The following is a 20,041-nucleotide window of genomic DNA, read 5'->3' on the forward strand; positions in this document are numbered from 1 at the left end:
GTGCAGGAGAGAGGACAAAACCTTGAACGCCATCGCCGAACTGAACGAACAGACCGACCGCTCGCTTCTCATCGTGGAGGACGACAAGCCGTTTCTGGAGCGCCTGTCGCGCGCCATGGAGACACGCGGCTTTGCGGTGACGTCATGTGACACGGTCTCCGATGGTCTCGCGCAGATCGGCAAGTCCGCACCGGCCTTCGCCGTGGTCGATCTTCGCCTCGGTGACGGCAACGGCCTCGACGTCGTCTCCGCGCTGAAGAAGAAGCGTCCCGAAGCCCGCGCCATCGTGCTGACCGGCTATGGCAACATCGCCACCGCCGTCACCGCGGTGAAGATGGGCGCGATCGATTATCTCTCGAAGCCCGCGGATGCCGACGACGTCGTCGCCGCGCTGCTCTCGACCAGCGCTGAAAAGTCCGAGCTGCCGGCGAACCCGATGTCGGCCGACCGCGTCCGCTGGGAACACATCCAGCGCATCTACGAAATGTGCAACCGCAACGTCTCGGAAACGGCGCGGAGGCTGAACATGCACCGCCGTACGCTGCAGCGCATTTTGGCCAAGCGCGCGCCGCGGTAACGGTCTCCGCGGTCACGGTCTCGTAGGGTGGGTAGAGCGAAGCGAAACCCACCGTCTTCGCGGCTTGCATTGAAAGTGATGGGTTTCGCTTCGCTCTACCCATCCTACGAATTCATTCCCAAAAATCCGCGTGCCCCTGCGGATCGACCAGGCGGTTGATCCGCAACGCCGCCGCCATGCCGAAGCGCACCGTCATCTGCTTGCGCGTGGCGGCTGCGATCTTGTGCTCGGGCGCCTCGCACTGCATGTGCGCGCCATAGGCATCCGCGATGATCAGGCCGGTGCCTTCGGGGAAAATCTCGCAGGGCAGATCCTGCGTGAAGGCGAAGAACAGCCGGTCGCAATGGGCACGGTATTCGTGCCATTTCTGATCTGCGCGCAAATCCTCCACCGACGATTTGATCTCGACGATCCAGATCTCACCGCGCTCGTTCAGCGCGACGAGATCAGCGCGCCGACCCGACGGCAGCGGCATTTCGCTGATGCAGGAGAAGCCGAGCGAGCGTAACAGCCGCGCCGTGCCGCGCGCGATCGCGAGCGCCGTCTCGGATTGACGACGGTCCGGCGGCGGCACGAGGGCGATGCGGGCGGGGCTGTCCATGGGGAGAGAGTAGCCGATTCCGTCATCGGTGTCGTCCCCGCGAACGCGGGGACCCATAACCACAGGGCGGAGTTTGGCGAAGATTCGCCGTTCGGTACTTCTACCAACCGCATCGATGGATCACGCGGTATGGGTCCCGGCCTTCGCCGGGACGACGAAGATGCGGAACCTCCCCTCCCGCACGCGCTTATCACGCAGCCGCCGCTCCTCGGCGGAACCACCGAGGCCGCGCGCGCATGATCGACGATCTCTGGTACAAGAACGCCATCATCTATTGCCTCTCCGTCGGCACCTATATGGACGCCGATGGCGACGGTGTCGGCGATTTCAAGGGACTGTTGCGCCGGCTTGATTATCTGCACGGCCTCGGCATCACCACGATCTGGCTGATGCCGTTCCAGACCTCGCCGGGCCGCGATGACGGCTACGACATCGCCGATTATTACAGCGTCGATTCCCGCTACGGCACGCTCGGCGATTTCGTCGCGTTCACCCATGGCTGCAAGCAGCGCGGCATCCGCGTCATCATCGACCTCGTCGTCAACCACACCTCTGACCAGCATCACTGGTTCAAGGAAGCGCGCCGCGACAGGAACTCGCCCTATCGCGACTGGTATGTGTGGTCCGACAAGAAGCCGGCCAACGCCAACAAGGGCATGGTGTTTCCCGGCGTGCAGAAATCGACCTGGACGCGCGACAAGGACGCCGGCGCCTGGTTCTTCCACCGCTTCTACGATTTCCAGCCCGATCTCAACACGTCGAACCCGCATGTGCAGGCGGAGATTTTGAAGATCATGGGCTTCTGGATCCAGCTCGGCGTCTCCGGCTTCCGCATGGACGCCGTGCCGTTCGTGATCTCGACCAAGGGCGCGAAGGTGACGAAGCCGGTCGAGCAGTACGACATGCTGCGCAGCTTCCGCGAATTCCTGCAATGGCGGGAGGGCGACGCGATCATCCTGGCCGAAGCCAATGTGCTGCCGGAAACGGACATGGAGTATTTCGGCCGCGATGCCGACCGCATGCACATGATGTTCAACTTCCACGTCAACCAGCATCTGTTCTATGCGCTGGCTTCCGGCGACTCACGACCGCTGGCCAAGGCGTTGAAAGCGACAAAGCCACGGCCGGCTTCGGCGCAATGGGGCCTGTTCCTGCGCAATCACGACGAGCTCGATCTCGGACGCCTGACCAAGGCGCAGCGCGAGACCGTGTTCAACGCATTTGGTCCCGACAAGGACATGCAGCTTTACGATCGCGGCATCCGCCGCCGGCTTGCGCCGATGCTCGGCGGCGATCGCAGGCGGCTCGAGCTTGCCTACAGCCTGATGTGCACGCTGCCGGGGACGCCCGTGATCCGCTACGGCGACGAGATCGCGATGGGCGACGATCTCGCGCTGCCCGAACGCAACTGCGCGCGCACGCCGATGCAATGGTCGACCGAACCCAATGGCGGCTTCACCAAGAACAGCAAGCCGGCCAATCCCGTCATCGACACGGGGCCTTACGGCTACGAGCACGTCAACGTCGCCAGACAGCGGCGCGATCCGAATTCGATGTTGAACTGGACCGAGCGCATCGTCCGCATGCGCAAGGAGGTACCCGAGATCGGCTGGGGCGACTTTGCGATCATCCCGACCCGCGATCCGGCCGTGTTCATCATCCGCTATGACTGGCGCAGCAATTCGGTGCTGTTCGTGCATAACCTCGACGAGAAGCCGCGCGAGACGGCGTTCTCGGCCGGCCTGCCCGGCGATGCCGGCGAGCACCTGATCAACCTGCTCGCGGAAGATCATAGCCACGCCGACAAGCGCGGCCAGCACCGCATTGTGCTGGAGCCCTATGGCTATCGCTGGTACCGCGTCGGCGGGCTGGATTATTTGCTGAAGCGGAGCGATGTCGACGCGACGACGGTGAGGAAGGGGCGCACACGTTAGCCGCACACACCGTCGTCGTCCCGGCGAAGGCCGGGACCCATAACCACTGGGCGACATTTGGCGAAGACTCGTCGTTCGGTACTCCGACCAATCGCGACAGATGGATCACGCGGTATGGGTCCCGGCCCCCCGTGCGCAATTGCGCACTAGGCCGGGACGACACTGGAGAACGACGCTAACGCCTTACCCTTCCGTTCAGGCCGGCGGCACGACGATCACACCCTCATTGCCCCGCAAATCCAGCACGCCCTCAAGCCGTTCGCCCTCGCGATCCAGGAACGTCGACAGCAGTATCTCGCTGCCGAAACGGATCGCGCTGGTGGTGACCGCGATCGGCTCGGGGCCGAGATTGAGCACGATGATGAGCATCCTGCCCTCGGCCTCGCGGCGATAGACCAGCAGATCGCCTTGCGCGGCGATCGGATGATAGTCGCCGGCGACCAGCGCTGGTGAATTCTTCCGCAACTCGATCAGGCGCTTGTACAGGCTCAGGATCGAGCGCGTGTCGGCCTCGAGGTTGACGACGTTTTCGTGGATGTGATCCTCCGGCAGCGGCAGCCACGGCCTCGTTTCCGAGAAGCCGGAGAAATCGGACGAATCCCATTGCATCGGCGTGCGGCAGCCGTCGCGCCCCACCCCGATGCCGGGCACGTTCTTCTCGAAGGGGTCCTGCGCATCCTCGGGCGCGATCGCGAGCTGATGCATACCGATCTCGTCGCCATAATAGAGCGTGGGCGTGCCGCGCAGGGTCAGCAGCAGCATCGCGGCGACGCGGGCCTGCTCGGGCCCGACGCGGCTGGCCACGCGCGGGCGATCGTGATTGCCGAGCACCCAGTTCGGCCACGCGCCCCTGGGCAACGCCTTCTCGTAGTCGTCGATGATCTTTTCGATCGAGCGCGCACTCCAGAAGGTCGAGAGCAGCGCGAAATTGAACGGCATCTGCGCGCCGGTGAGATCATTGCCGTAATAGGCCATCAGACGATGCAGCGGCAGATAGACCTCGCCGATCAGGACGCGCGCGCTAAAGGCATCGGTGACCCGCCGCATCTCGGCGATGACATCGAACACCTCCGGCTGGTCGGTGGAATATTGGGTGAGGATTTTTTCGTTCGGCGGCCGCCCCTCGACATAATGCGGGTTGGGCGGATTGTCGCGGAACTCGGCATCCTTGATCAGGTGCCAGATCACGTCGACGCGAAAGCCGTCGACGCCCTTCTCCAGCCAGAACCGCATCACGTCGTAGATCGCGGCGCGCACCTCCGGATTGCGCCAGTTGAGGTCGGGCTGCTGCGCGAGGAAGGCGTGGTAGTAGTATTGGCCGGTCTCGGCGTCGACCTGCCATGCGCTGCCGCCGAACTCGGACAGCCAGTTGTTCGGCACGCCCCCATCGGGGGCCGGGTCGCGCCAGATGTACCAGTCGCGCTTCGGATTGTCGCGCGAGGCGCGGCTCTCGACGAACCAGGGATGCTGGTCGGAGGTGTGGTTCGGCACGAGGTCGAGGATCAGCTTCAGACCATGATCATGCGCGGCCGCGAGCAGCGCATCGAAATCGGCCATCGTGCCGAACAGCGGATCGATGCCGGTATAGTCGGAGATGTCATAGCCGAAATCGGCCATCGGCGAGGGGAAGATCGGCGACAGCCAGATCGCGTCGACGCCAAGCGACTTGACATAAGCGAGACGCCGCAAAATGCCGGCGAGATCGCCGACGCCGTCGCCGTCACTGTCCTGAAAGGAGCGCGGATAGATCTGATAGAAGATGCCGTCGCGCCACCAGTTCTCGCCGCCCTGTGCCATCTCGAAAATCCACCCGGAAATCTGCCTGCGCGAGAGAACGCGGCAGCAACGCCCCGGTTCAAACAGCTACGCGAATTGGGACGGCCTTATGACAGCGGGCGCGGCTGTTCCGCCGGCGGACCACGACTATTTTGCTTGGCGGCGCAGCAAAAATCGGCATTGTGGCGCCATGACCGAGCAAAGCGACACCCAACAGGCCAAGGCCGGCGCGATCATCGTCCCCGTGACGCCGTTCGAGCAGAATTGCACCATCATCTGGGACGAGCCCGGCAAGAAGGCCGTGGTGATCGACCCCGGCGGCGACGTGCCGAAGATCCTCGAAGCGATCAAGCAGACCGGCGTCACCGTCGAGAAGATCTGGCTCACCCACGGCCATATCGACCATGTCGGCGGCGCGGCCGAATTGCGCGATGCGCTGAAGGTGCCGATCGACGGCCCGCATGTCGCGGACAAATACCTGCTCGACAACGTGGTCGAGAGCGGCGCGCGCTTCGGCATGACGGGCGGGCGCAATTTCGAGCCGGACCGCTGGCTCGACGAGGGCGACACCGTCTCGATCGGCGCGTTGAAATTCGACATCCTGCATTGCCCCGGCCACTCGCCGGGCAGCGTGGTGTTCTTCAACAAGGATCTGCGCTTTGCCCATGTCGGCGACGTCTTGTTCGCGGGCTCGGTCGGGCGCACCGATCTGCCCGGCGGCAGTCACGCCACGCTGATCAACTCGATCATGACGAAGCTGCTGCCGCTCGGCGACGATGTCGGCTTCATCTGCGGCCACGGCGCCGGCTCGAGCATCGGCCAGGAGCGGATGACCAATCCGTTCATCACCGGCGAGATGTAAGTTTATTCCGCGGCGTCTGCGAGCGCTGCGGTCTCGTCGAGATTGCGCTCGCCCCACTCGCGGATCGCCGCCACCACGGGCACAAAGCTCTTGCCCTTCCGGGTCAGGCGATACTCGACCTTCGGCGGCACCTCGCCAAAATCCTTGCGGTCGATCAGTCCGCTCGCGGTCAGGGCTTTGAGCTCGCGGCTGAGCACGCGCGGGGTGATCTCCGCGCTGCCTGACGTGCCGCGCAGCAAGCCGCTGCGGATCTCGCCATAGCGGCGCGGGCCGTCCTTGAGATCCCAGACGATGCGCAGCTTGTACTTGCCGCTGATCATCTTTTGAAAGGCTGCGACCGGACAGGCGCGCGCGGGAGCTTTTGCCATGTCGTTTCCTCCCCTTTTTGTTCTGACGCGTTTTCTTGACGCGAACCGGGATCCACTTCGCTTGAAAACGCTATGGCAGAGAGGATAGGAGCGACGGCGAAAAAGTCCATACTATCAATTTTGTCCGTACTTGCAGGATGGCTCACAGGCCGCAGATGATGGTGCACAGCGAACAGGGAGCGTCACATGAAGCACTTCATGATCAAGTACGAATTCAAGAACGGCACGACGGAGGCCTGGCACCAGGAGATCGGCCGCTTCATCAAGGCAATCGACAACGATCCGGAGCTGAAAGGGCGGATCGGCTACCGCGTCCTGAAGAACCGCGACGACGGCCATTACTTCCATCTCGCCAGCGTCACTGATGAGGCCGCGCAGAAGACGCTGCAGTCGCGCGACTTCTTCAAGGCCTATGCGGAAATGACGCGGAAGGTGGCGGCCGGCGGCGAGGTGACGGCGACGCCGATCGAGATGATCGACGCGACAGCCTGACCTACTTCATCAATCCCGCGGCCGTCAGCGCGCGCGTGATGATCTGGCCGAGATCGAAACCGCGGGATTGCTCGCGCTTCGGCTCGGCCTGTTCGTCAGCGACCTTCGCACGGATGGTGCGGGCAAGATGTGGCGCGGGCGAACGCGCTGGGGCCGCCCTGGCATCCGCCTTCTTCGCGTCCTGAACCCAGCCGGTGAGACCGAAGAACTTTGCGATGTGATAGGACGACGAAATGCCGGCCTCGATCAGGAACGCACCTTCGACGCCGTAGCGCTGATCGTTGTCGGCAAGGCCAAGCGGCGTGCCGTGCGCCATGCCGGTGATGGCGTAGAATTCGACCAGCGTCTCGCCGTCCTTGTTCCACCAGGCCTGGCGCGGATAGCCGTCGACATTGGTCTCGGCCATCGGCGTCATCGGCAGATCGTGCAAATCGAGCCACTGCTTGACGATCTCGTTGGCATTGCCGGGATTGACGGTGCGATCGGCGCTGCCGTGCCACACCGACACCTTCGGCCAGGGCCCGCTATGATGGGACGCCCGCCGCACGAAATCGCCGAGCTCGCGCTCGGGCCGCGCCGGGGAATGGAACATGCCGTCCAGCGCCTCGCGCAGATTCGACGCGATGCCGTAAGGAAGGCCCGCGATGATCGCGCCGGCCGCGAACACTTCAGGATAGGTCGCGAGCATCACCGAGGCCATGCCGCCGCCGGCGGAGAGACCGGTGATGAAGATACGCCTGGGATCGATCCGGTGCGCCCCGACCATATGCGCGATCATCTCGCGGATCGAACGCGCCTCGCCGCTGTCGCGCGCGGTGTCTTCCGGATTGAACCAGTTGAAGCAGGTGTTGCCGTTGTTGACGCGCTGCTGCTCGGGCATCACCAGCGCAAAGCCGTAATGGCGCGCGAGCGTCGACCATCCTGCGCCGAGATCGTAAGCCGCTGCCGTCTGGCCGCAGCCGTGCAGCACGACGACGAGCGCGCGCGGCTTCTGCAATTGCGCCGGCACGAACGCGAACATGCGCAAGGCGCCGGGATTGTCACCGAAGTCCGTGACTTCCTGCAGCGGGCTGGACGCGTCGGTGCTCGCGCCAAAATCGGGCAAGCGCAGACCATCCATCCTTGGCAGATGTCTCAAGAGGTCGACATTACGGGCTAGCGACACGGCAAATTCCTGGTGGGCGGCTTTCAACGTTTACCCAGACCAGATAGTTGCTGCAGTGCAAAATGAAAAGACCGTGTGCTTTCGGCCCCGCGCGAATCGCGCAAAAACCCGCAGATTTCCGCACGTATTAACCGCAGTGCCTCAACTTCGTGCAGATGCGCGGCGCATCCACGTCAGGAATGCGGCGCAGGTCATGATTAACGCCGCAAACAGCGCGAGTGAGGCGAGAAAACCTGCGCGCGCTGATTGCAACGATTCGATTGCGAAGAACACCGCGCCGATTGCGGCCACTCCGGCCGCATTTCCGATCTGTGCAATGGTGCCGTACATGCCGGACGCCGAGCCTGCCGCGACAGGTTTGACGGTCGACAGCACGGCGCCCGAGAGCGGCGCCATCACGAGGCCCTGGCCATAGCCGAAGATGAGCATGACGAGCGCGAACGCGATCGGCGGTGGCGCCTCGATCAAGTCTGCGAGAAGCGCGAGCGCGGCAAGGCCCGCGATCTGCAACGCGCAGCCCTCGATCAACACCTTGGTGCCGCGATGCTTCGCGCGCGCGCCGCTGTGGCGCGACGCCACGACGAAGGCGAGTGCGAGCGGAACGAAGGCGAGGCCGGCGGCGAGCGGCGCAATCTTCAGGCCGCGCTGCATGAACAGCGTCATCACCAGATAGAACGAGAGATTGGCGACGAAGAAAAAGAAGGCGGCGCCGAGCCCGCGCAGGAAAGCGGTGTCCGCCAGCAGCGTCAAATCAATCAGCGGCATCCCGCCGGCGCGCGCGACCGCGTGCTCGAGCCTTGGGAATGCGAACAGGATCGCACCGCCGATCGCCATCACCCCCCACAACCACGGCGCCCAGCCGAGATCGTGGCCGAACAGCAGCGGGCCGATCAGGCACAACAGCCCGGCGAACAGCACGAGGCTGCCCCTGATGTCGAGCCTGGTGCCGGCCCGGCGCGGCACAGTCGGCATGATCCGCCATGCCGCAACAGCGATGACGAGCCCGCAGGGCACGTTGACGAAGAACACCGCGCGCCAGCCGGTGTGCGCGAGGTCGATCGTGACCAACAATCCGCCGAGCAGAAAGCCCGCAGCGCCCGCGAGCCCGAGCACGATGCCGTAGATGCCGAAGGCGCGACTGCGCGACTCGTCGGTAAACAAGAGATGCAGCGTCGCCAGCACCTGTGGCACCATCAGCGCAGCGGTCGCGCCTTGCGCCAGTCGGGCGAGGATCAGCTCCACGCCCGATTGCGCCAGCCCGCACCACAGCGAGGTCGCCGTGAAGCCGAGCACGCCGGCGAGGAAGACGTTCCTGGTGCCGTGGATATCGCCGAGGCGACCGCCGGTCACCACCAGCGTCGCATAAGCAATCAGATATATCGCGATAACGGATTCGATCTGTGCCGGCGTCGCGTGCAGGTCGACGGCGATGGTGGGAATGGCGACGTTCACGATGAAGGCGTCGACGCCGAACATGAACTGCGCGGCGACGACGATCGACAGCACCCACCAACGACGGGTCGAATCGACGGGCTTTGTGACGGTTTGATGCATTTTCGCTCGCGCCTTCCGCGATTTATTTGCGCGCAAGACTCGCAGATCGGCGTCATCGGCGCGATTACCTCGGAGGTAGGACTTGCCGCTGTGGCCCGATTGCTGCATGTCGGTTCCCGCTGATTTTGCTGGGCTTTGAACGCAGATCCTTTGGAAGCACGTCCGATGTACGACTACGACATGGTGGTGATCGGCTCGGGCCCGTCGGGGCGCCGGGCCGCGGTGCAATGCGCCAAGCTCGGCAAGGCCGTGCTGGTGGTGGAGAAGGGCCGGCGGGTCGGCGGCGTCTCCGTCCATACCGGCACGATCCCGTCCAAGACGCTGCGCGAGACCGTGCTCAATCTCTCCGGCTGGCGCGAGCGCGGCTTCTACGGCCGCTCCTACCGGGTGAAGCAGGACATCGCGGCGAGCGATCTGATGACGCGGCTGCAAAAGACCCTCGACCACGAGGTCGAGGTGCTCGAACATCAGTTCAGCCGCAACCTGGTCCGCACCGCCAATGGCGAAGCGCGCCTGGTCTCGCCGCACGAGGTCGAGATCACGAGCGCGATCGGCGAGACCAAGGTGGTATCCGCCGCGTTCATCCTGATCGCCTGCGGCACGCGCCCGTTCCGGCCGGACTATGTGCCGTTCGACGGCGCGACCGTGCTCGACAGCGACGAGATCATCGAGCTGCCGAAGCTGCCGCGCAGCCTCGCCGTCATCGGCGCCGGCGTGATCGGCGTCGAATACGCCACCATCTTCAGCGCGCTCGACGTGCCCGTGACCCTGATCGAGCCGCGGCCGACCTTCCTCGACTTCATCGACAAGGAATTGATCGACGAGTTCATGCACGAGCTGCGCGACCGCAACGTCGCGCTGCGGCTCGGCTCCAAGGTGACGTCGATCGAGAAGACGGCACAGGGCAGCATCGTCACCAACCTGTCCGACGGGCGGCACGTCACCACCGAGATGCTGCTGTTCGCGGCCGGCCGCGTCGGCGCTACCGACCGGCTCAATCTCGAAGCCGCCGGCATTGTCGTCGACCATCGCGGCCGCATCTCGGTCGATCCCGTGACGCTGCAGACCAGCGTGCCGCACATCTACGCGGCCGGCGACGTGATCGGCTTTCCAAGCCTCGCCTCCACCTCGATGGAGCAGGGCCGCGTCGCGGCCTGCCACGCACTCGGCATGGAGCCGCTGGCACCGCCGGAGTTCTTTCCCTACGGCATTTATTCCGTGCCGGAGATCTCGACCGCGGGCCTCACCGAAGAAGAGGTGCGCACGCGCGGCATTCCCTACGAGGTCGGCATCGCGCGCTTCCGCGAGACCTCGCGCGGCCACATCATGGGTCTGAACAGCGGCATGATGAAGATGATCTTCTCGACCAAGACCCGCCGCCTGCTCGGCGTGCACATCCTGGGCGAAGGCGCCACCGAGCTGATCCATATCGGCCAGGCCGTGCTGAACCTCAAAGGCACGATCGACTATTTCATCCAGAACACGTTCAACTATCCGACGCTGGCGGAAGCGTACAAGATCGCCGGCCTCGATGCGTGGAACAGGATGACGCGGTAGTTCTTACCTCGCCCCGCTTGCGGGGAGAGGTCGGAATTCAAACGCAGTTTGAATTCCGGGTGAGGGGGTACAGGTCTCACGACTATCTCACGCGTGGAGAGAAGCCCCTCACCCCAACCCTCTTCCCGTAAGAACGGGGAGAGGGAGAAGAGACAGCGTCAGCACATAGCTGCATTCCGCTGCGCGGGACATCGCGCGATTGCGTTCGCGGCATCGGGCACGTAGCCTCCGCCCACCTAACAAATAGAAAATAACAGCCGGAGAGAACGCCATGGCGCGCCTGAAGTTTGGAGCCTTTCTTGCCCCGCATCACCCGATCGGGGAGCATCCGATGCTTCAGTTCCGGCGCGATCTCGACCTGGTCGAGCAGCTGGACGCTCTCGGCTATGACGAGTTCTGGTGCGGCGAGCATCACTCCTCCGGCTGGGAGATGATTGCGTCGCCCGAGATGTTCCTGGCCGCGGCCGGCGAACGCACCAAACGCATCAAGCTCGGTACCGGCGTGGTGTCGCTGCCCTATCACCATCCCTTCAACGTCGCCCAGCGCATGGTGCAGCTCGACCATATGACCGGCGGCCGCGCCATCTTCGGCTCCGGCCCGGGCGCGCTGGCCTCCGACGCCCACACGCTCGGCATCGATCCGATGACCCAGCGCGACCGCCAGGATGAAGCGATCGCCGTGATCCGCCGCCTCTTCAACGGCGAGCGCGTCACCGCCAAGACCGACTGGTTCACCATGAACGACGCCGCGCTCCAGCTGCTGCCACTGCAGGAAGAGATGCCGTTCGTGGTGGCCTCGCAGATCTCGCCTTCGGGCATGACGCTCGCCGGCAAATACGGCATCGGCATTATCTCGCTGGGCTCGATGACGACGCAGGGCCTGATGTCGCTGCAGCAGCAATGGCAGTTCGCGGAGGATGCCGCCAAGAAGCACGGCACCACGGTCAGCCGCGCCGACTGGCGCGTGCTGCTGACTTTCCACATCGCCGAGAGCCGCGAGCAGGCGCGCAAGGAGGCCGGCGCCGGGCTGATGCGCTGGCACAACGAATATAATGTCGGCACGCTGCAGCGGCCGGGCCTCGAAGCGTTCGCCTCGCCCGACGAGGCCGTGGACAAGACCGCCTTCGTCGAGGGCGCGGCCTCGACCATCGGCACGCCCGACGATCTCGTCAAAACCATCAAGAACGTGATGGAAGTGTCCGGCGGCGTCGGCGCCATTATCGGCTTCGTGCACGACTGGGCCAATCCGGAAGCGACGCGCCGAAGCTGGGACATGGTCGCGCGCTACGTCGTGCCGGAGATCAACGGCTACATCGATGGCCTGCGCAAGTCGCAAAAATTCGTGATCGAGAACCGCGCGATTTTCGAGCGCGCCGGTCAGGCCGTGATGGCCAAGATCATGCAGAACGAGAAAGCCGCCGAGGCGTTGAAGGTCACGGGCCCAGGCCGGGTCGCGATTCCCGCCGTCAACGCGCCGGATTTGCAGAAGGAAGCAGCCAAGCGCTAGGCTCCTGCGCTACGCATGTAACGACGTTCACAAGCAAGACATCCCGGCCTGTGCTATGCTGCCGATGATCGGCCTGGCGCAGGCCGTATTGTTGCCGCGGTCGCGCGATTTCTGTCGGTCAGCCAACCGGAGCATTCGTTATGTCGATGCAGAATGTGGCCTCGCCTGAGCTCGCCTACACCGCGCCCAAGCGGAATCAGCTGACGCATATCCCGGGCGACGAAGGCTGGCCGATCATCGGCAAGACGTTTCAGGTGCTCGCGGACCCGAAGGGGCATATCGAGCGCAACGGCGCCAAATACGGGCTTGTCTATCGCACCCATATTTTCGGCGAAACCAACATCGTGCTGCTTGGACCCGAAGCGAACGAGCTCGTGCTGTTCGACCAGCAGAAGCTGTTCTCGTCGACCCACGGCTGGAACAACGTGCTTGGGTTGCTGTTTCCGCGCGGATTGATGCTGCTCGACTTCGACGAGCACAGGCTGCACCGCAAGGCGCTGTCGGTCGCGTTCAAGTCGGGGCCGATGAAGTCCTATCTCAGCGATCTCGACCGCGGCATTTCGGCACGCGTCGCGCAATGGAAGGCCAGGCCCGGCGAGATGCAGCTTTATCCGGCGATGAAGCAGCTCACGCTCGATCTCGCGGCCGCGTCCTTTCTCGGCGCCGATATCGGGCCGGAGGTCGACGAGATCAACCGCGCCTTCGTCGACATGGTTGCGGCCGCCGTCGCGCCGATCCGCCGCCCCCTCCCCGGCACCCAGATGGCGCGCGGCGTCAACGGGCGCAAGCGCATCATCGCCTATTTCCGCGAGCAGATCCCGCTGCGTCGCGGCAATCACGGCGGCGATGATCTGTTCTCGCATCTCTGCCGCGCCACCCATGAGGACGGCGCACTGCTCTCCGAGCAGGACATCATCGACCACATGAGCTTCCTGATGATGGCGGCGCACGACACGCTGACCTCATCGCTGACGTCCTTCATCGGCGAGCTCGCTGCCAATCCGGACTGGCAGAGCAAGCTGCGCGCGGAGGTTCTCGCGCTTGGGCTCACTCCTGGCGCGCCGAGCAGCTTCGACGATCTCGAAAAGATGCCGCTGACGGAGATGGCCTTCAAGGAAGCGCTGCGGATCAAGCCGCCGGTGCCCTCGATGCCGCGCCGCGCGATGCGCGATGTCACCTTCAAGGGCTATACGATCCCCGCAGGCACGGCCGTCGGCGTCAATCCGCTCTTCACGCACCACATGAAGGACATCTGGCCGGAGCCGGATCGGTTCGATCCCTTGCGCTTCACCGAGGAAGCCCAGCGCAATCGTCACCGCTTCGCCTGGGTGCCGTTCGGCGGCGGCGCGCATATGTGCCTCGGCCTGCACTTCGCCTACATGCAGGCGAAATGTTTCGCCCGGCACTTCCTGCAGAACATCGAGGTGTCGCTGGAGCCCGGCTACAAGCCGGACTGGCAGATGTGGCCGATCCCGAAGCCGAAGGACGGGTTGAAGGTCAGGATGCGGGCGGTTTAGCTGCAGCTTCGTAGGGCGGGTTAGCCGCAGGCGTAACCCGCCGCCTCTGTCTCCACGGGCACCAAAGTGGCGGATTACGCCTTCGGCTAATCCGCCCTACGCAATGACGGAAATCCGGTCTCGTAGGGTGGGCGAAGGCGCGGAGCGCCGTGCCCACGATGTCTTGCGGATAGGAAGTCGTGGGCACGGCGCGCGAAGAGCGCGCCTTTGCCCACCCTACGGCACCGTCGCTGTAGCTTCTACGCGCCCCCATCGAACGCCTTGCGCAGGGCCGACAGGCCTTGCTGCTGCTGGGTCCAGTTGCGGCCGCCGGTAACAGCTCCGTCGACGACGAGATCATGGCCGTTGACGAAGCTGGATTCGTCGCTGGCCAGGAACACCGCGGCATGGGCGATGTCGTCGGGCAGGCCGGCGCGCGGGATCGGCTGCGCGGTCTTGTAGACGTCGCGCAACATGGCGGGCGTCTGCTCGGCAGCATCGGTCGAGAGCCCCAGCGCCTTGCCGAAGATCCCCGTCGCGATCGCGCCGGGCGAGATCGAGTTGACGCGCACGTTGGATTCGCCGAGCTCCATCGCGACGCATTTGGTCAGATGAATCACCGCAGCTTTGGCCGCTCCGTAAACCAGCGAGGACGAATAGCCGGCGAGACGGCCGGCGATGCTGCCATTGTTGATGATGCTGCCGGACCCCTGCTTCTTCATGTGGGGCGCGGCGTGCTTCATGCCGAGCATGACGCTGCGCACCAGCGTGGCCATTGCCGCGTCGAAGCGCTCGACCTCGAGGCCCTCGATGCCGCCGGTCTGCGCCGGGCCGCCGGCATTGTTGAACAGGCAGTCGATCCGACCGAATTTTTCGACCGCGAGCGCGATCAGCGCCTGCATCTGCGCCTCGACGGTCACATCCGTCTGGCGGAAGACACAGGAAGCGCCGAGTTGCTTCGCCAGCGCCTCGCCTTCCGGTATACGGCGGCCCGCGATCACAATTTTGGCACCTTCGGCAACGAAGACTTCAGCGGTACGCAATCCAATCCCGCTCGTTGCACCCGTGATCACCGCAACCTTGCCGTCAAGCCTGCCCATGGAATGTCCCTGTTTTCGAATGATTTGAAGCCAAATGGCGGGCACCGATCGATGACGTCTCCACGACAATCGGCGCCGCAACAATCACTATTCCTGCCGGCTCCCGACAAGGCAAGCTTTGCTTGCGCATGCGAGATGCGTAACATCATGGCCCGTCTGTCGATTTTCGGACGTCTTTCGCAACCGGGCTGCGCATGGGGAAGCTGATCGACGAATTCCGCAAGGGCTGGAAGGGCGAGGCACCGCCATCGCTCGGCCTGAGTATTGCGTTTGCGGTGGCCTGCGTGCTGGTCGCGACCGTGGCGCGCTGGGGGCTCTCGCATGTGCGGCCCGACGTCTTCTTCACGCCCTATTTCCCCGCCGTGTTCTTTGCAGCGGCCTTTGGCGGCTTGCGGGTCGGCGTAGTGACGGCGCTGGTCGGCGGCGTGCTCGGTGTCGTCGTGAATTTCGGCGATGCCTTTGCCGATCGCGCGCGGTTCGCCCTGCTGACACTTTATTGGGGCGTCTCTGCGCTCACCATCTGGGGCGTCGAACATTATCGTACGATGCTGGCGGAGCAGCGCCGGATCTCCAAGCGCCTGATCGAGGAAGAAGACTATCGCAAAGTTCTGGTCGACGAGCTCCAGCACCGGCTGAAGAACAAGCTGTCGACCGTGCACGCCGTGCTGCACCAGGTGCTGCATGACCAGCCGCAGGTCTGGGCCCGGATCGATCCGCGGCTGCGCTCGCTGGCCGCGACCGACGACCTGATCTCGCGGATCGACAAGGCCGGCTGCGACATCCGCGATCTCCTGATCTCCGAGCTCGGCCCTTATGGCCACGTTCGCTTCACGCTCAACGGCGACCGGCTGTTCCTGCCGCCGAAACTCGCGGTGACGCTGTCACTGATGTTTCACGAACTTGCCACCAACGCCGGCAAATACGGCGCGTTCTCCTCGCCTCGCGGATTGCTGCAGGTGTCATGGACCGTCAGCGACGATCGCCTGAACATCACGTGGGACGAAACCGAAGGACCGAGCATCGACAAGATCTCGGAGCCCGGTTTCGGCACCAAGCTGCTGAAGTCGGCGCTGTCAGCCTTCGACGGCAAGACCGAGGTCTCGTATTTGAAGACCGGGCTGCATTGCACCATGCAATGTCGCATTCCGAAGAGTGAATAGCCGCGAGGGAAGCGTCTCGATCGGCCTGGTTTACCTCTCCCCAACGGGGAGAGGTCGAATTGCGCAGCAATTCGGGTGAGGGGCCGCGGCACCCAGTGAGACTAGATCCCCTCACCCGGACCGCATCTTCGATGCGATCCGACCTCTCCCTACGGGAGAGGTGGACTGACCCCGGAGCTCACATCGATTCAATCGATCAACATGATGCCGTTAGCTTCGCCGCAAACGAAAGAGACCGCACTCTTCGCTCGCGCTTTCGCAAGCGCTGTTGACCTTCTGTTAATGACGATCGGCGGCGCACCTCGCAACGCCACAAGTTTCTTCCAAAACACACCCGTATTTCTGCGGACCCCTTAACCAAACCTAAGAGGGAACTGCGCATGATCGCGTGCATTGCAAAGGCGCGCTGAAACAACAAGATTCATGAATTCTATGAACGACAACGCATATAACGGCGCGAGTGAAGCCGAACTCGGATTCCTCAAGGAAATCGTTAGAATGCTGCCTGCCGGCCTGACGGTGCAGGACGCGCAAGGCAAACTTCTCCTGGTTAACGATGTCGCGGCCGCCCAGCTCGGAATGGACGGAAGCCGTCCGTCACCCGATCTCGCACAGCGCCGCGAGGCCTGTGAGCGCGCGCTGAGGGCCGGACAGCCGGTCACCTCCGAAGAAGCGTTGCAAGACGGCGCCGCACGGCAGGTGCTACTGACCACCCATCGACCGGTCCAGCTCGCCGGGCGCGAGCTCTTGATCTCGGCCTCCGCCGACATCACCGAGCAGAAGAATTTCGAGGACCAGCTGTTTCGCTCGGCCTATTTCGACGAGCTGACCGGCCTGCCCTCGCGGCGCGTGATCGAGCATCGCGCCAACGGCCTGCTGGCACGCAATGGCAGCGGCGAACGCTTTGCGCTGGCCTTCCTCGACGTCGACAATTTCAAGCACATCAACGACTATTACGGCCACGCCGTCGGCGACGCGCTGCTGGTCGAGCTCTCGAAGCGGCTCGGCCGCGACCTGCGCGATTCCGACATGTTGTCGCGCATCTCCGGTGATGAATTCCTGTTGCTGCTCTCCCCGATCCAGAGCCAGGAGGAAGTCGCCGAATTCATGCAATCGACGCTGGAGCGGCTGACCGCGCCGTTCTTCATCGACAATTCGGAACTCTTCGCCTCCACCTCGGTCGGCATCAGCCTCTATCCCGACCACGGCCGCAGCTTCGAGACACTGCGCCAGAACGCCGACATCGCGATGTACCGCATCAAGAACGACGGCAAGGGAATGGCCGCGTTCTTCGACGCCGGCATGGAGCGCGAAGCCCTGGCGCGAATGAAGATCGAACAGTCGCTGCGGCTCGCCATTCTCGAAAAGCGCTTCTGCTGCGCTTTCCAGTCCAAGGTCGACATCCGCACGCAAGCCGTGAAGGGCATCGAGGCGCTGGTGCGCCTGCGCGACGACGAGGGCGTGATCCAGGCGCCGGGCTCGTTCATCAACCTCGCCAGCGAGCTCGGGTTGATCGACGAGCTGACCCATCTCGTGCTGGCCGAGATCGTCAAGTCGATCGACCTGATCAACGACACCTTTGGCGCGGAAGCGACCATCAGCATCAACGTCGCCGCCAAGCAGGCCGGCAATCCCGAGTTCATGCGGACTTTCGCCCAAGCGCTCGAAGATACCGGCTTTCCCCAGCGCTTCATGATCGAGGTGACCGAAGAGGCCTTCGTCGCCGGGAATCATTTCCAGAACGAAATCCTGCCGATGTTCCGCAAGCTCGGCGTCGGCATCTCGATCGACGATTTCGGCACCGGCTATTCGTCGCTGTCGGCGCTGGCCGACATCACCGCCGACGAGATCAAGATCGACCGCTCCTTCATCACCGACATCCATAAGCGCCCGCGCAGCCAGGGCATTTTGCGCGCGATCGAGTCCTTGAGCGAAGCGCTCGGCATGACCGTCATCGCCGAGGGCCTCGAATCCTACGAGGAACTCGCCTATCTCCAGGCCGCGACCAAGATCCGCTACGCGCAGGGCTATTATTTCGCCCGGCCGATCTTCCTCGAGGAACTCAAGCTCGCCACGCCTGCGTCGAGCGAGTCCCGCGCCAGCGTCTCCGCCCGCCCGATGCAGCACAACCGCCAGGGCTATTCGCGGGCAAGCGGGTATCGGCGGTAAGCCGACAGCGCGGGAACGCAAAGGCGGCGCGACACACACCGCTTGTCCGGGACAACGGCTGAGCCCGACCGCGTTAACCCCGTCACACCGATTCCCCTTTGAAATTGCTGCGCTTTTGGTAGTAATCAGGCGGACCTCCCCGAGGCACGCCATGTCACCTTCCTCCTCCGACGCCAGCGATCCCGCCTATGTCCGCGCGCGGGCGATGGTGACGCTGTTCGAGCGGCTGGAGCATCTGTGCGAGGGCGCGATCGCGATCGATCGCAGCGGACGGGTCATCTACGTCAATGAGAAGTATTTGGCGTCGCTCGGTCTCAAGCAGACCGCGGAGGCGATCGGCCGGCCGATCGAGGAGATCATCCCGAACAGCCTGATGCGGAACGTCGCCGAGAGCGGCGAGCCGATCCTGCTCGACATCATGGAGCTCGGCGGCGAGCAGCTCGTGGTGACGCGCATGCCGATCGAGGACGAGGAGCGCAATGTCATCGGCGCGATCGGCTTCGTGCTCTATGACCACATCGAAAGCCTGAAGCCACTGCTCGCGCGCGTCACCCAGCTCGAGGCCGATCTGAGGCTGGCGCGGCGTCAACTGTCCAACGCCCGCGCGGCGCGCTTCACATTGGCGGATTTCGTCGGCACCACGCCGGCAATCGCGCAGGCCAAGGAATTCGCAAAACGCGCGGCACGGCAAAGCGTGACCGTGCTGCTCACCGGCGAGACCGGCACCGGCAAGGAACTGTTGGCGCAGGCCATTCACAACGCGTCCTCGCGCGCCGACAAGCCGTTCGTGAGCGTCAACGTCGCGGCGATACCGGAGACCTTGATCGAGTCCGAATTCTTCGGCACCGCGCCCGGCGCCTATACCGGCGCCGATCGCAGGGGACGCGAGGGCAAATTCCGCATCGCCGACGGCGGCACGCTGTTCCTCGACGAGATCGGCGAGATGCCGCTGCAATTGCAGGCGAAGCTGCTGCGCGTGTTGCAGGAGCGGGAGATCGAGCCGCTCGGCTCGGACAAGATCACCAAGGTGGATGTGCGCGTCATTGCCGCGACCAATGTGGATCTACGCAAGCGCGTCAGCGACGGCGCCTTCCGCGCCGATCTGTATTACCGCCTCAACGTGCTCTCGATCGACCTGCCGCCGCTTCGCAAATGCCTCGACGATCTACCTGAGATCTGCGCGCGCCTGATCGAGGACATCGGTGCCTCCGGCGACTTCGTCAATGCGAGGATCACGCCGAGCGGATTGTCGGCGCTCGCGCGCTACGATTGGCCGGGCAACGTCCGCGAGCTCCGCAACATCCTGGAACGCGCACTCATCTTGAGCGATTCCGGGCGCCTGACCGGCGACGATTTCGCGCACATCCTGCCGGTCAGCGCGGACGCACAATCCGCGCCGGCGCAGCGCATGACCGGCTCGGTCGTGCCCTATGCCGAAGCCGAGGCGGAGTTCGAGAAGCAGACGCTCGAACACGCGCTGGCCGCCAGCAACGGGCAGATCACGGAGGCCGCGCGCATGCTGCGGATCTCGCGCGCGACGTTCTACAAGAAGCTCGCCAAGTTCGGACTGGCCTCGGGATCGCCGCCCGTCTGAGTTTCGAGACGGGAGATGTCTGGAGTCTCGGACTCCTGACATTCCGACTCCGGCTCTCGCCTGCGGCCTTGTCGGCGTTTCCGCCGCATTTTCAGCCGCTCGCGCACAAAGCTCCGCGTCTGGCGCGGG

At 64.1% G+C, this 20,041-nt stretch carries 16 protein-coding genes; 10 read left to right on the forward strand and 6 right to left on the reverse strand.

Translation table 11 applies throughout. From position 1 onward, the window contains the following. The first annotated feature begins 22 nt into the window (after window positions 1–22). Entirely contained in the window at window positions 23–577 is a 555-nt protein-coding gene (locus NLM31_RS42655; RefSeq protein WP_271607750.1) for an ActR/PrrA/RegA family redox response regulator transcription factor, read from the forward strand. A 112-nt stretch (window positions 578–689) separates the two neighbouring features. On the opposite strand, the gene NLM31_RS42660 is transcribed toward NLM31_RS42655, so the two are convergent. Further along, window positions 690–1,178 carry an MmcB family DNA repair protein gene (locus tag NLM31_RS42660; protein WP_254135124.1) on the reverse strand — a complete coding sequence of 163 codons (489 nt, stop codon included), beginning with the start codon at window positions 1,176–1,178 and terminating at the stop codon, window positions 690–692. Window positions 1,179–1,414: 236 nt separating this feature from the next. Here NLM31_RS42660 and NLM31_RS42665 point away from each other — a divergent pair, with 236 nt between their 5' ends. Beyond that, a complete protein-coding gene (locus NLM31_RS42665) occupies window positions 1,415–3,112 on the forward strand; it encodes an alpha-amylase family protein (protein ID WP_254196082.1) in 1,698 nt (565 codons plus the stop codon). Between the two features lie 195 nt (window positions 3,113–3,307). Here the strand turns inward: NLM31_RS42665 and NLM31_RS42670 are convergent, their stop codons facing one another. Next, window positions 3,308–4,909, reverse strand: a complete 1,602-nt coding sequence (locus NLM31_RS42670) for an alpha-amylase family glycosyl hydrolase (RefSeq protein WP_254196083.1) — start codon at window positions 4,907–4,909, stop codon at window positions 3,308–3,310. Between the two features lie 169 nt (window positions 4,910–5,078). On the opposite strand from NLM31_RS42670, the gene NLM31_RS42675 reads away from it, so the two are divergent. Further along, entirely contained in the window at window positions 5,079–5,750 is a 672-nt protein-coding gene (locus NLM31_RS42675; RefSeq protein ID WP_254196084.1) for an MBL fold metallo-hydrolase, read from the forward strand. 2 nt (window positions 5,751–5,752) lie between these two features. Here NLM31_RS42675 and NLM31_RS42680 read toward each other — a convergent pair whose 3' ends face one another. After that, window positions 5,753–6,118 (reverse strand): helix-turn-helix domain-containing protein, encoded by a 366-nt coding sequence (locus NLM31_RS42680; protein WP_254196085.1) that lies wholly within the window; start codon window positions 6,116–6,118, stop codon window positions 5,753–5,755. Between the two features lie 186 nt (window positions 6,119–6,304). Here NLM31_RS42680 and NLM31_RS42685 point away from each other — a divergent pair, with 186 nt between their 5' ends. Next, window positions 6,305–6,610: a hypothetical protein gene (locus NLM31_RS42685; protein ID WP_254196086.1), complete on the forward strand. Its 306-nt coding sequence runs from the start codon at window positions 6,305–6,307 to the stop codon at window positions 6,608–6,610. A 1-nt stretch (window position 6,611) separates the two neighbouring features. On the opposite strand, the gene NLM31_RS42690 is transcribed toward NLM31_RS42685, so the two are convergent. Continuing rightward, window positions 6,612–7,775 carry a PHB depolymerase family esterase gene (locus tag NLM31_RS42690; protein ID WP_254196087.1) on the reverse strand — a complete coding sequence of 388 codons (1,164 nt, stop codon included), beginning with the start codon at window positions 7,773–7,775 and terminating at the stop codon, window positions 6,612–6,614. 141 nt (window positions 7,776–7,916) lie between these two features. Beyond that, window positions 7,917–9,329: an MFS transporter gene (locus NLM31_RS42695; RefSeq protein ID WP_254196088.1), complete on the reverse strand. Its 1,413-nt coding sequence runs from the start codon at window positions 9,327–9,329 to the stop codon at window positions 7,917–7,919. Between the two features lie 165 nt (window positions 9,330–9,494). Here NLM31_RS42695 and sthA point away from each other — a divergent pair, with 165 nt between their 5' ends. The 3 genes from sthA to NLM31_RS42710 all read left to right on the forward strand — a co-directional run bounded on the left by sthA (window position 9,495) and on the right by NLM31_RS42710 (window position 13,910). Next, complete coding sequence (gene sthA, locus NLM31_RS42700) at window positions 9,495–10,886, forward strand: Si-specific NAD(P)(+) transhydrogenase (protein WP_254196089.1); 1,392 nt, start codon at window positions 9,495–9,497, stop codon at window positions 10,884–10,886. A gap of 271 nt (window positions 10,887–11,157) precedes the next feature. Next, window positions 11,158–12,393, forward strand: a complete 1,236-nt coding sequence (locus tag NLM31_RS42705) for an LLM class flavin-dependent oxidoreductase (protein WP_254196090.1) — start codon at window positions 11,158–11,160, stop codon at window positions 12,391–12,393. Between the two features lie 140 nt (window positions 12,394–12,533). After that, entirely contained in the window at window positions 12,534–13,910 is a 1,377-nt protein-coding gene (locus NLM31_RS42710; protein ID WP_254196091.1) for a cytochrome P450, read from the forward strand. Window positions 13,911–14,149: 239 nt separating this feature from the next. On the opposite strand, the gene NLM31_RS42715 is transcribed toward NLM31_RS42710, so the two are convergent. Continuing rightward, window positions 14,150–14,989: an SDR family NAD(P)-dependent oxidoreductase gene (locus tag NLM31_RS42715; protein ID WP_254196092.1), complete on the reverse strand. Its 840-nt coding sequence runs from the start codon at window positions 14,987–14,989 to the stop codon at window positions 14,150–14,152. 194 nt (window positions 14,990–15,183) lie between these two features. Here NLM31_RS42715 and NLM31_RS42720 point away from each other — a divergent pair, with 194 nt between their 5' ends. From NLM31_RS42720 to NLM31_RS42730, 3 genes are all read left to right on the forward strand, one after another. Beyond that, entirely contained in the window at window positions 15,184–16,149 is a 966-nt protein-coding gene (locus NLM31_RS42720) for a sensor histidine kinase (RefSeq protein ID WP_254196093.1), read from the forward strand. Window positions 16,150–16,581: 432 nt separating this feature from the next. After that, window positions 16,582–18,318 carry a bifunctional diguanylate cyclase/phosphodiesterase gene (locus NLM31_RS42725; protein ID WP_254196094.1) on the forward strand — a complete coding sequence of 579 codons (1,737 nt, stop codon included), beginning with the start codon at window positions 16,582–16,584 and terminating at the stop codon, window positions 18,316–18,318. Between the two features lie 151 nt (window positions 18,319–18,469). Beyond that, window positions 18,470–19,912 (forward strand): sigma-54-dependent Fis family transcriptional regulator, encoded by a 1,443-nt coding sequence (locus NLM31_RS42730; protein WP_254135138.1) that lies wholly within the window; start codon window positions 18,470–18,472, stop codon window positions 19,910–19,912. Window positions 19,913–20,041: the final 129 nt, after the last annotated feature.

Origin of the sequence: Bradyrhizobium sp. CCGUVB4N (genome assembly GCF_024199945.1) — a bacterium.
In the GTDB taxonomy this organism is placed as follows: domain Bacteria; phylum Pseudomonadota; class Alphaproteobacteria; order Rhizobiales; family Xanthobacteraceae; genus Bradyrhizobium.